Genomic DNA, 11,892 nt, shown 5'->3' with positions numbered 1-11,892 from the left:
TGGTCGGATACCCATTGTCACCAGCCCGATACGGCCTCAGGATCGCGCCGTCATCCTCTTGAGGTTCCCCTATGAAGTTCTCCTCGATTCTCTTGTTGTCCCTTGGCCTGGTCAGTGGCGCAGCCATGGCCGGTGGCACCACCGAAGCCGGTGTGGGCGGCGCATTGGGCGGGGTACTCGGTTCGGTCGTTGGCCAGCAGCTGGGTGGTAACACCGGTTCGACAATCGGCGCGGCCCTCGGCGGCGCAGGCGGCAGTGCGGTCGGCGCAGACAAACGCAGCCGTGGCGAAGCAGCCATTGGCGGCGCACTAGGCGCAGCGGGCGGCAACGTGGTCGGCCGCAGTGTCGGCGGCAGCACTGGCAGCCTGATCGGCGCGGCCGCAGGCGGTGGCGCCGGTGGCGCGCTGGGCAACTATATGGGTAACAAGAGCGATGACGACGACCGCGGTTACCGCGGTCGCGACAACCGTCGCTATGACCGCGATGATCATCGTGGCCGTGGTCATGCGTATGGGCATCGCAAGAACAAGCATCACTCCCGTCACCGCTAAGGCCTTCCCCCAGTAGGAGCGAGCTTGCTCGCGATGGTCGTCAACGATGACGATGGAAACCTGACACCCCACTGTGCTCTCAGGTTTTTCGCGAGCAAGCTAGCTCCTACAGTACCAAGCGCTGTAACGCACCTCGCAGCGCTTGCGGGATCGTCACCGGCCGATTCGACGCCCGATCCACGAACACATGCACAAATCTCCCCGCCGCACAGGCCTCGTCCTCACCGGCCTTGAACACCGCCAACTCATACTGCACCGAGCTGTTGCCCAACTTGCCCACCCGTAACCCAATCTCGATCCGGTCGGGAAAGGCAATCGAGGCGAAATAATCGCAGGTCGAGCTCACCACAAACCCCACCACTTCTCCGTCATGGATATCCAGCCCGCCCTGCTCAATCAGGTAGGTATTCACTGCCGTGTCGAAAAAGCTGTAGTAGGTGACATTATTCACATGGCCATACACATCGTTGTCGTGCCAACGGGTAATGATCAGCTGGAAGTGACAGTAATCGGCGCGCTGGGGCATTGAGTCGGACATGGGCAAGTCTCAGGAAAGTGGTTTTACAGGCTATTCAAATGAGTCTCGACCCATTCCCGCACAGCGGCATAAGGATATTCCTCCAGCGCAGCAAAACCTGGAATCCCTCTCGCCTTCAGCTTGGTAAATAGCGGTACGCTGATACCGCACAAAAAACGCGTCAACCGTTCGGCTCCGGGCAAGTGGCCGTTGTACTGATGATGCCTGTGGATAAAATCGCCGCACAGCCCCTGGAAGTTTTTATCCACAAGCGGCGGCAGGCTTGGCGGCTCCGGTAAATGCGCGACCTGACCGTGGCAGACCGAACAATGCCCGCACTGCTGGGGCGCTTTTTCGTCACCAAAGTACTGCGCAAGGCGATAGCCCAGGCAGCGGTCGGTAGCGAACAGATCCAGCATCGCGTGGATCCGCGCAACCTCCGTGGCCTCGTGCTGCTTGAAGCCGGCGTGCAGTTGCGCACTCAGGGCCTGTGGATCAAAATCGGTATTCAGCAGGCTGTAGACCTCGGTCATCTGCTTGCTTTCCAGCTCGATCAGACCCTGTTCCTGGAAGTAATCCAGGGCCGTCACCACCCGGTTTCGCTCGGCTTGATGCTGTTGATAGAGCGCGTCGAAATCCACCGTCGCCCAGGTTTTAGCCCTTTTGCAGACCTGGATAATCGCCGAGACAAACTGCTGCCGCTCGCCGGAAAAACGCGCAAGTAATGCCTCGGGCTCCACCAGATACTTGAAGCGGTATTCAGCGTAAAAGGCGTAGCGCGGGGCGATCAAACCCTTGAGTTCAAGCTGCACCAACAAGGTCTTGAGCGGCAGTTCGCGAATGTTGCTGTGGTCCGAAAGTGACCTGAGCAAAAACTCCCACTGCCCATCACCACGGGCTGCCAGCAGTTCCTCCAGTACACAGCGAATGCCTTCCTGCTCTGGCGTGTCGCCGTACACGAAGTTTTCCAAAATATTGAGGCTGTCACGGTTGGCCAAAACCAGACAGTCAGACGGCTGCCCATCACGCCCGGCACGACCGATTTCCTGACTGTAGTTCTCGATGGATTTGGGCAGGTCGAAGTGCACGACGTTGCGAATGTCGCTCTTGTCGATGCCCATGCCGAAAGCGATAGTGGCGACGATGCAATTGGACTGGCCGCCCATGAACCGTCGTTGGATACCCTCGCGCTTATCGTGGGGCAAACCCGCGTGATAAGCCTCGGCCTGGATGCCGTTGCGGTTCAAATGCTCGGCAATCTGCTCGGCGGTTTTTTGCAAGGTGACATAGACGATGCTCGGCTGATTGGCCCGCTCCTTCATCCACGTCACCAAGCGCCGACGCTTGTCTTGACCGGCGACGGGCTCCACCAGCAGATTGAGGTTGGGTCGGTAGAAGCCCGTGGTGATCACATCCTCCGGCGCAATGGCGAACTTGGCCTGCATGTCGGCGATCACCTTGGGCGTCGCCGTGGCGGTCAACAGCAACGCCTGGGGGATGCGGAACTGGCGCTGGTAGTCCGGCAGCTTCAAGTAGTCCGGGCGAAAGTTATGGCCCCATTCGGAAATACAGTGAGCCTCGTCCACCACCAACAGCGAGATCGGCACGGTTTGCAGGAAATTACGGAAGCGCTCGTTTTTCAAGCGTTCCACGGAAACCATCAGGATCTTCAGCTCGCCCGAGCGCGCCCGGGCCATTACGTCATTGGCGTCATCGCGGCTCTGGGCCGAGTCGATACTGCCAGCCGAAATCCCGTGGCGCTGCAAAAAACCCAGTTGGTCTTGCATCAGCGCCAGCAGCGGCGACACCACCAACGTCAGGTGTGGCAACAACACGGCAGACAGCTGATAACAAAGAGACTTGCCGGAGCCGGTGGGGAAAATCGCCGCAGCCGAACGGCCAGCCAGCACGGCACTGACGGCTGCCTCCTGGCCCAAACGAAACTGTGGATAACCAAAGACCTGTTGGAGGGTGTTGTACATACGCTGTCACTCCATTGACCGCTGAACGAGGCAAAAATACAGTTCGAAAACATAGCTCGAAAACATAGCCCAGCACGTTCGGCGAATCGAGAAAGGTCGCAGAAAAAAGAGACAAGATAATACACAGGGTACGGGGTGGCCTTGGGCCGAATCGGGATGATTGGACAAGTGTTGCAGGAATAAGCAATTTACCGTGTAAGAAATGAACAACGCGCCAAAGGGCGCGTTGTGGATATCGCTGCGTTACAGCTCAATCAGCGGTTCTGCACCCGCTCGATCGCCTTGTCATACACCGGATTGGCCTTCTGCTCCTTGGCCAACTGGTAGTGACGCAACGCATCGGCGAACTGCCCAGCCGCTTCATAAATCCGCGCAATGTTGTAGTAGGAGCCTGCACGCACCGTAGCCGCTGTAGGACCGCTGGCCAGGGCAATCGCCTTGCGGTTGGCCCAGATCGATTCGGCAGTGTTGCCGGCTTTCTGATAGGCCAGGCCGAGGTTGCCGTAGGCTTGACCGTAAGAATTGTTCAGCTCGATGGCCTGACGGAAGTAGTCAATCGCCTGGTCCAGGTTACCGGCCTGGTAGGCTGCTTCGCCTTTGGTGTTCAGCTTCTTCGCATCGCCCTGGGCCGAGGAACTCACCACCACCGCATCGACCGCCACACTGTCATCCAGCAGCGGCTTGACTTCGTTGAGTACGTTCTCGGCGTCGACATTTACGCCGCTGAACGTGTTGATATCCTGGAAGTCGCCGCTGCCGGTCATGCGGAACACGGTCCACAGGTTGCCACTGCGCTTTTGCGGCACGTAGTAAGTGCGCACCAGCGACTGGCCCATGTACACAAATACCTTGGCTTCGCTGTCGGACAGTTCGCGCGAGCCTGGGTTGCCGCGGTTGGTGAAGTCATGCACGGCGTAGACATAGCTTTCACCGTAATGCTTCTTCTGCAGCGTGATGGTTTCCGGGCCGTAGCTGTCGGTGTCGTCCACATCCAGTTCGGCGTCGGTACCGGTCTTGCTTTGGAAGTAGATGTTGTTGCCAGGGAAGATCATGTGGGAATCGAGGTCTGCTGGAGTCCTGCCCCAGGTCAGCACCACGCGCAAGCCGTCGAGGTTTTCCATCACTGGGCTTACGGCATAGGTCATGCCCTTGCACGGGCACTTGACCACCAGGTTGGAGTAGCCGGGCTTCTTGATGATCAGCAGGTTGCTGGCGTCATCAGCGGCTTCGCTGGTCAGGGTGACTTGGCCCTGAGCGTTGGTGCGGCCCACTACGTTCTGCGCGCCGTTGCGTTGCAGCAGCACTTGGGCGTCGTCAATTTTCTGGTCCTTGACCACCGCACTGAGCACTTCAATTGGCAATTGCTCAGCCTGAACCGAAAACGCGGCCACGCACAATGACATCGCCGAAGTGACACGAAGCAAACCCATGCTTAACTCCCTTTAAGATGCGGACGGAAACGTCCTGTAAGATTTCGCGGTGGAACGTACGCTGAATTCAGGGGTTTTGCCGGAATTTTATGCAAAATGTGACATGGTTTTTATCCCGCCTACGCCCGGACGCATTGCGCTACACTCTAGCCTTGCCACCCTGGAGAACGCTGTGATGAGCGAACTGACGTTTGAGCAAAAGCAGGATCACTACCACAAGATCCGCCGTTCCAACTACTTGGCTAGCCTGCGCCTGGAAGGGTTCGACACCCAACCCGCCGATGTCGACAAACCCCTGCCGACCCGCGAAGCCGTCCTCGCCAAGTACCGCAACACCCCACGCTGATGCTCGACAAATATGGGGTGGGCCTGGACCCGTACTGCTACCCTGATAGCAGCGTCCTGCGTAACCGCCTCGACTTGTTCGATGAAGAGCGTCTGCACCAGGCCGAGCGGGAATTGTCCGAAATTGCCGTCGGCAGCCTCCCCCTCTACCCGCCGCCCTACGACCTTGAACGGCTACAACACATCCACCGCATCCTGTTCGGCGATATCTACGAATGGGCCGGTGCACTGCGCACGGTCAACATTCAGAAAGGCGACACCCTGTTCTGCACCCCGGAACGCATCCCGCCCGAAGCGGCAAAAATCATCCGGCAGATGGAACAGGCCAACTGGTTCATTGGCCTCGGCCAAGGCGAGCTGGTGTCCCGCATCGCCGAAGCCTACGGCGACCTCAACGTCATTCATCCTTTTCGCGAAGGCAATGGCCGGGCGCAGCGGATTCTGTTCGAGCAAATCATCGTCAATGCTGGGTTTTCGGTGAACTGGTGGCTGGTGAAAAATGCCGCGTGGATACCCGCGAATATTGATGCGGTGGCGTGTGATTACCGGGGACTGGAGGCGATTTTTGAGCGGTGTATCAGTTCGCCGCATTAGCCCTCGACCGTCAACTAACCACCGCTGAGGCCGTCAAGCGAACGCCTATTGAACAGCCACATTTGACTTGTTTCGTTTGAAGGACCTCAGCCCCATCGATAAAGTCAGTCATCCCCACCCACTCTCGCGTGCCCACCATGAACCTGGCCCCCAACTTCCCCGAAGACGCCGCCATGCAGCAGCTCCTGCAACTGCTGCACGAAGAAATCGGCTTGCCCGAACACAAGACCCTGCGCCTTGAAACCGCCATCAATCTCGATCTGGGTTGCGATGGCGTCGAAGCCAAACAGTTCATGGAAGCGCTGGAGCAAGACTTCGCCGTCGACCTGAACGACTACGACGCTTATCGTTACTTCCAACCTCCCGTCTTCGACGTATTCCTGAAACACCGAGCGAAAGGCCGCGGCGACAAAATCGCGCTGACCATCGGCATGCTCTATCTGGCAATCAAGACTCAACGCTGGGACACGCAAACCCTGGAAAACCTGTAGGAGCGAGCTTGCTCGCGAACAACCTGAGAACGCCGCGTTAAACCTGGAAGCCCGCGTTATCGTTAACGACCTTCGCGAGCAAGCTCGCGCCTACAATTAAGGACCCTACATGGACGTACTAATGGGCCTGCTGGCCGCTCTGCTCTGGGGTGGCACCGACTTTCTCGTTGGCCTCAACGCCCGAGCCGTCGGCGTCAAACGCGCGGTGTACTTCGGCCAAGCCTTGGGCTTCGTGATCATGACCCTGCTGCTGATCATATTCCCCGCCTTCCTCCTGAAATCCCTCGCCGCGCCCTTGAGCGTCTGGCTCCTGGGCGCCGCAGCCGCCTTGCTCACTGTCTCCGGCGCCCTCGCCCTGTCCAAGGCCTTCGCCTTGGGAAAAGCCGCCATCGTCGCGCCGCTGGTGACGTCCTACGGCGTCGTCACTACCTTGCTGTCCTGGGCCAGCGGCGAACACATAAACTTGATTCAACTCGGTTGCATCGCCCTGTGCGTAGTCGGCGTGATCCTCTCCAGCATCCACAAGGACAACGGCATCCCCCACAACAGCTCCAATCGCTCCATCGCCTACGCCATGCTCGCCGCGATGCTTTATGGCACCAGCTTCTGGCTGCAAGGCCGCTACACCCTCCCGAGCCTTGGCCCGATTACCATGCTCTGGCTCGGTTATCTGGTGGGGCTGTGCGTGCTGGTGTTGATGGTCCTTAAAGTCAAAGACGGCCTGAAAATCCCACCGCTAAAAAACTGCGCAACGCTGACCGGGGCGAGCTTGATGAACCTGGGCGGTTTCTCGGCATTTTCTTGGGGCGCGATGGCTGGGTCGGTTTCAGTGGTGACGGTGATCAGCACTCTGTCCGGCGGGATCGCGGCGATTTTGGGGTTTGTGTTTTTCAAGGAACGGCTGTCGGCGGTGCAAATAATGGGCGTTCTTTTAGTATTACTAGGAGCAATGACTTTGCATTTGGTTGGTTAATTTTTGTGGTTTGTTTGAGGCTGGGGTCGAGTAAAAATTAGACATATGCGACGAATCCCAGATAGTGGCAAAATGGCAGCTAGGAAAAATCGCCTGCAAGGAACGCGTATGACTCAGGAGAGAAGAAAGGCATTTCAGGAGTACTTCAGTCCAGAAGCACTCCGAAAAGTGTTTATTGATAAAATTAAATCTAAGCCCAGCATCGGCATTGATGGTACCAGCGCGTCGGCTTTTGAGTCCTCTATCAGATCAGAAACTGAAAGCTGTAGTAGAAAGATAAAATCTTATAAGTTTAAGTTTTCTCCTTATCTCGAAGAAGTCAAAAGCAAGGGAAAGAACAAACTGCCGCGAGTAATATCCAAGCCAACCATTCGCGACAAGACACTGCTATCGTCAGCAAATAAGTGCCTACAGTCCTATTACCCCGACGCTATAAACAAAAAACTCCCAAATGAAATAATCAGGGAAATCAAGGAAAGCCTTAAGAATAGCAACGAAGATTTATTTTTCTGCAAAATCGATATTAAAAGCTTCTATGACCATATAAATCACGAGATACTTCTAAAAAAACTAAGTAGAACAGTGGACAAAAAAACTTTATGGTTAATTTCTAACGCAATTAAAAACATCACTGTCAGCGCGAGCACGAAAAGAAAATTCTATCCCACTGAAAACTCTTTGGGCGTGCCTCAGGGGCTGCCTATCTCCAACATACTATCTGACATATATTTACACAGAATAGATAAAAAATTCGAATCAGTGAATTACAGACGATATGTCGATGATATTTTAATTATCGCCTCAAAAGAAACCTCGAAAATAACAAAAGACATCAAAAACTTACTATACAAAATAAAGCTAGAAACGAATGAAAAAACAGAAGAAGGCCAAATAAGCGGTGGCCTAGAGTACTTGGGCTATAATTTCCTCGGCAACGACAAAGTTTCGGTCAGAGATTCGTCACGAGATAAATTTACCGCCTCATTAATTGCACCAATCACACGATACAAAAAAGGCCAAGACAAATCAATTGGCACAACCTGGCTGACTATCGAGACGCGAAAAAACATACTAATCGAGCATCTCAATGAAAAAATAACAGGCGCTATAAGTGAGAAAAAAAGGTTTGGGTGGATATTTTATTTTATTGAAATAACGGATCTTAAAATCCTATACGACCTAGATGCGATTATTAAAAGGGAGCTAAAAAAAGCACACCTGACCCCAGCTGAAATTTCGCGGGTAAAGCGCCTTTCCAGAGCCTATCACGAGGCAAAGCATAATCCAGAAGGCGGATACATACATAACTATGATACATACAAAACAACACAAGAAAAAATTAGCGCGCTAAGGCGCTTTGGATACTTAGACCCAAATGCATCTGCCGCATATGCGCCTGAGCACATTGATGCGCTATTCGAAAGGCTGAAGTCAAATCAGCTCTTGCAACTCGAAAGGGATATCGGCACTATGTACTAGCCCCCTTTATGACCTGCTTTTTTTGGTCATAGATTCAAGAAAAATCTTGGGTATTGGTTACTATGCTTACGTAATAGTTGGCCTGTAAGGCTTCGGTTGATTCCGGGGAAATTAATCAGTTAACTTTAAGGGGGCACTCCTTTTGTCACATATAAATACATTAGACGAACTCAGGACTAAAATATGGAAAACCAAAGGAGCTAGGTTCAACGCAAGTAGGCGCCTGCAAGCTAGAAAAGTTTGGGGAGGGTATCTTGTATCTGCTTTCTCTATATACATTCTCGCCATTGGTATTTTTTCTCTAACAGAAACGCATACCAATCCAACTTTAAATCTTTCGTCGATTATAGGCTCCTTACTAATTCTAGTTTTCAGCCTACACGAAGGATCTTTAAACGCCGAACAGAAAGCCGAAAGGCACCACGTATGTGCCAAAGATCTAACGGCACTTTACGATAAGGTCTCACTACAAATCCAAATCGCCGAGACATCTAAGGCGGAAGCCTTAATAGAAGAATATGCCCGCATAATCGATCGTTCTCCCGAAAATCACGACCTCATTGATTACAAGCTATTTAAAACCGAACACAAAGACTTCAAAGTCTCATGTCTCACAGCGTTAAAGATTGAGTTTAAATATTATAGCTTTCAAACTGCCTGCACGTTGCTAATCACGACACCACTAATTTTACTATCCATTTTTTATGTGATGCATCAATCCCCAGCTGTTTAAGTACTTTCAATAAAAAACCGCCCACAAGGGGCGGCTTTTTCAAACAGCTACCGAATCTTACAACTTCGGCCCAGCCGCCTTGATCGCGTCGCTCACTTCAAACTTCTTGAAGTTCTCAACAAACAACCCGGTCAGCGCTTTCGCTGCTTCATCGTAAGCAGCCTTGTCAGCCCAAGTGTTACGTGGGTTCAACAAGCCAGTTTCAACACCCGGCACGACCAATGGTACGTCGAGGTTGATGGTGTCGAGGTGTTCGGTTTCAGCACCGATCAACGCGCCGCTCTGGATCGCTGCAATCACGCCACGGGTGGTCGGGATGTTGAAGCGTTTGCCCACGCCGTAGCCGCCGCCGGTCCAGCCGGTGTTGACCAGGTAGACCTTGGAGCCGAAGCCGCGGATGCGCTTGATCAGCAGTTCTGCGTATTCGCCAGCCGGACGCGGGAAGAACGGTGCGCCAAAGCAGGTGGAGAAGGTTGACTTGATGCCGCTGCCCGAACCCATTTCAGTCGAGCCCACCAAAGCGGTGTAGCCAGACAGGAAGTGGTAGGCCGCTTGTTCTTCGCTGAGGATCGACACTGGCGGCAGTACGCCGGTCAGGTCGCAGGTCAGGAAGATCACGGCGTTTGGCTCGCCACCGAGGTTTTTCGGTGCGCGTTTTTCGATCAGTTCACGCGGGTAGGCGGCGCGGCTGTTCTGGGTCAGGCTGTCGTCGGCGTAGTCGGCCTTTTTGTCGGCATCCAGGACAACGTTTTCCAGTACGGCGCCGTGCTGGATGGCTTTCCAGATCACCGGCTCGTTCTTCTCGGACAGGTCGATGCACTTGGCATAGCAACCGCCTTCGATGTTGAAGACCACGCCAACGCCCCAGCCGTGTTCGTCGTCGCCGATCAGGTAGCGGCTTTCGTCGGCGGACAGGGTGGTTTTACCGGTGCCCGACAGGCCGAAGAACAACGTGACGTCGCCTTCTTCGCCCATGTTGGCAGCGCAGTGCATTGGCAGCACGTCGACGGCTGGCAGCAGGAAATTTTGTACGGAGAACAGGGCTTTTTTCATTTCTCCGGCGTAGCGCATGCCAGCGATCAGCACTTTCTTGGCCGCGAAGTTGATGATCACGGTGCCGTCGGAGTTGGTGCCGTCACGCTCAGGTTCGCAGACGAACTCTGGGACGTTGAGGATCTGCCACTCGCCCTTGCCGCCGGCGTTGTACTGGCCAGCTTCAGGGTTGATGAACAGGCAACGGCCGAACAGGTTGTGCCAGGCAGTACCGGTGGTCATTTTGACCGGCAGGTAGTGCGCCGGGTCGGAGCCTACATGCACGTGGGAAACAAAACGCTCACGCTCGCCGATGAAGGCTTCAACGCGGTTCCACAGGGCGTCGAACTTGTCGGCCGGGAACTTGCGGTTGATCGGGCCCCAGGCGATGGCGGCCTGGGTGGAAGGCTCTTCAACGATGAAACGATCGACCGGCGAACGGCCGGTACGGTGACCGGTGTGTACGACCAGCGCGCCAGTATCGGCAAGCTCGCCTTCACCGCGCTGCAGGGCTTCTTTGACCAGATCGTCAACACTCAGATCGGTGTATACGGCGTTATTGGCTTGCGTCATGAGGTTCCCCGTCGGCCTATGGCCGAGTGCTCCAAACGTTTTGTAGTAGAAAGTTGCGCACTACTACCGCAGAAAAAGTGGGCCGGATTATGCCAGAAAAGCCCAAAAAAAGTAGGGCCCTCCCGTCAGAACGGCGTTAATCCGGCGTTTGTCAGGTGATTTACCTGTGCTTAAACGTTTTAGTGGCGGGTGCCCGAAGGGGTATCGACGCCCGCCCCGGCGAACAATTGAGCGATATCGGCGGTGTCGAACAGGTAGCGCTGGTTGCAGAACTGGCAATCGATTTCGATATTGCCACCGTGTTCTACCACCAGAGTCTGGGCATCTTCCAGGCCCAGGCTCACCAAGGCATTGGCCGAGCGCTCGCGGGAACAGCTGCAGCGAAAGCGCAGGGACTGTACGTCGAACAGGCGCACGGTTTCTTCGTGGTAGAGGCGGTGCAGGACGGTTTCGTTGTCCAGGCCCAGCAACTCTTCGGCGGTCAGGGTGCTGGCCAGGGCGGTGATGTGCTGCCAACTGGCGGCGCGGTCTTCCTCATCGCGGATACGGTCGGCCGGCAGTTGCTGCAACAGCAGGCCACGGGCGCGCTTGCCGTCGGCGTTGAGCCAGAAACGGGTGCCCACTTGCTGGGACATCACGAAATAGTTGGTGAAGCACTCCGACAGATCGGCGCCGTCCAGGTCAACGATGCCCTGATAACGCTGGCCCTGGGTCGGGTCGACGGTGAGGGCCAGCACGCCGCCGGGCATCAGGTCGGCCAGCGTGGCGTCAGGAGCGATCTGGTCGGCTTCGTAACGGGCCAGGCCGCGGATTTCGCGCTCGCTGGAGCACTCGATCATCAGCAGTGGGATCGGACCATCGGAACGGGCCTGCAGGATCAGCAAGCCATCGAACTTCAAGGTACCGACCAGCAGCGAGGCAGCGGCCATCAGCTCGCCGAGTAGTTGCGCGACCGGCTCCGGATAGGGGTGCTTGGCAAGGACTTCGGCATAGCTGCGCTCCAAGGCGACCAGTTCGCCGCGGGCGTCGTTGTCGTCGAAGATGAAGCGTTGGGTGAAGTCGGTGTCCGGTAGATCAGTCATAGGTCTGGGTATCTGAATTGATGACGATGTTTCTAGAATTATGCGCTTTAGCACCGATTTGGTGCATTTCTCCCCTGAAAAACGAAGTGTTTTAAAGCGAAGATGAGACA

12 protein-coding genes and 1 pseudogene are annotated in these 11,892 nt (G+C 55.1%); 8 read left to right on the top strand and 5 right to left on the bottom strand.

Annotated elements, in window-relative coordinates; translation table 11 throughout:
* Nucleotides 1-71: 71 nt before the first annotated feature.
* Both AAEZ06_RS08675 and AAEZ06_RS08670 read left to right on the top strand, forming a co-directional pair.
* Nucleotides 72-551, top strand: a complete 480-nt coding sequence (locus tag AAEZ06_RS08675; RefSeq protein ID WP_133103054.1) for a glycine zipper domain-containing protein — start codon at nucleotides 72-74, stop codon at nucleotides 549-551.
* 33 nt (nucleotides 552-584) lie between these two features.
* Nucleotides 585-669 (top strand): annotated as a pseudogene (locus tag AAEZ06_RS08670) (outer membrane lipoprotein carrier protein LolA); the annotation flags it as partial.
* Here AAEZ06_RS08670 and AAEZ06_RS08665 read toward each other — a convergent pair.
* The 3 genes from AAEZ06_RS08665 to AAEZ06_RS08655 form a co-directional block, all read right to left on the bottom strand.
* Nucleotides 658-1,089, bottom strand: coding sequence for an acyl-CoA thioesterase (locus AAEZ06_RS08665; RefSeq protein WP_350613892.1), 432 nt, complete (start codon nucleotides 1,087-1,089; stop codon nucleotides 658-660). The pseudogene AAEZ06_RS08670 and the gene AAEZ06_RS08665 sit on opposite strands and share 12 nt — an antisense overlap.
* 23 nt (nucleotides 1,090-1,112) lie before the next feature.
* The gene (locus AAEZ06_RS08660; protein WP_350613890.1) at nucleotides 1,113-3,050 is read right to left on the bottom strand and encodes a RecQ family ATP-dependent DNA helicase; all 1,938 of its coding nucleotides are present in this window, start codon (nucleotides 3,048-3,050) and stop codon (nucleotides 1,113-1,115) included.
* 254 nt (nucleotides 3,051-3,304) lie between these two features.
* Entirely contained in the window at nucleotides 3,305-4,480 is a 1,176-nt protein-coding gene (locus AAEZ06_RS08655) for a tetratricopeptide repeat protein (protein WP_350613888.1), read from the bottom strand.
* A gap of 175 nt (nucleotides 4,481-4,655) precedes the next feature.
* On the opposite strand from AAEZ06_RS08655, the gene AAEZ06_RS08650 reads away from it, so the two are divergent.
* From AAEZ06_RS08650 to AAEZ06_RS08625, 6 genes are all read left to right on the top strand, one after another.
* Entirely contained in the window at nucleotides 4,656-4,826 is a 171-nt protein-coding gene (locus AAEZ06_RS08650) for a YhfG family protein (protein ID WP_003236014.1), read from the top strand.
* A complete protein-coding gene (locus AAEZ06_RS08645) occupies nucleotides 4,826-5,419 on the top strand; it encodes a putative adenosine monophosphate-protein transferase Fic (protein WP_350613885.1) in 594 nt (197 codons plus the stop codon). Before AAEZ06_RS08650 ends, AAEZ06_RS08645 begins: the two co-directional genes overlap by 1 nt.
* 137 nt (nucleotides 5,420-5,556) lie before the next feature.
* Entirely contained in the window at nucleotides 5,557-5,910 is a 354-nt protein-coding gene (locus AAEZ06_RS08640) for a DUF1493 family protein (RefSeq protein WP_149413865.1), read from the top strand.
* Nucleotides 5,911-6,031: 121 nt separating this feature from the next.
* Nucleotides 6,032-6,883, top strand: coding sequence for an EamA family transporter (locus tag AAEZ06_RS08635; RefSeq protein WP_149413906.1), 852 nt, complete (start codon nucleotides 6,032-6,034; stop codon nucleotides 6,881-6,883).
* 108 nt (nucleotides 6,884-6,991) lie between these two features.
* The gene (locus AAEZ06_RS08630) at nucleotides 6,992-8,362 is read left to right on the top strand and encodes a reverse transcriptase/maturase family protein (protein ID WP_178114481.1); all 1,371 of its coding nucleotides are present in this window, start codon (nucleotides 6,992-6,994) and stop codon (nucleotides 8,360-8,362) included.
* Nucleotides 8,363-8,504: 142 nt separating this feature from the next.
* Nucleotides 8,505-9,095 (top strand): SLATT domain-containing protein, encoded by a 591-nt coding sequence (locus tag AAEZ06_RS08625; protein WP_149413867.1) that lies wholly within the window; start codon nucleotides 8,505-8,507, stop codon nucleotides 9,093-9,095.
* A 57-nt stretch (nucleotides 9,096-9,152) separates the two neighbouring features.
* Here the strand turns inward: AAEZ06_RS08625 and AAEZ06_RS08620 are convergent, their stop codons facing one another.
* Nucleotides 9,153-10,700 (bottom strand): phosphoenolpyruvate carboxykinase, encoded by a 1,548-nt coding sequence (locus AAEZ06_RS08620; protein WP_149413868.1) that lies wholly within the window; start codon nucleotides 10,698-10,700, stop codon nucleotides 9,153-9,155.
* Between the two features lie 179 nt (nucleotides 10,701-10,879).
* Nucleotides 10,880-11,782, bottom strand: a complete 903-nt coding sequence (hslO, locus tag AAEZ06_RS08615) for an Hsp33 family molecular chaperone HslO (protein WP_133103047.1) — start codon at nucleotides 11,780-11,782, stop codon at nucleotides 10,880-10,882.
* Nucleotides 11,783-11,892: the final 110 nt, after the last annotated feature.

The sequence above is a fragment of the Pseudomonas sp. HY7a-MNA-CIBAN-0227 genome, assembly GCF_040310325.1.
Lineage (GTDB): Bacteria > Pseudomonadota > Gammaproteobacteria > Pseudomonadales > Pseudomonadaceae > Aquipseudomonas.
The sequence above is the reverse complement of the archived record's forward strand: the minus strand, read 5'-3'. Positions and strand labels throughout refer to the sequence as shown.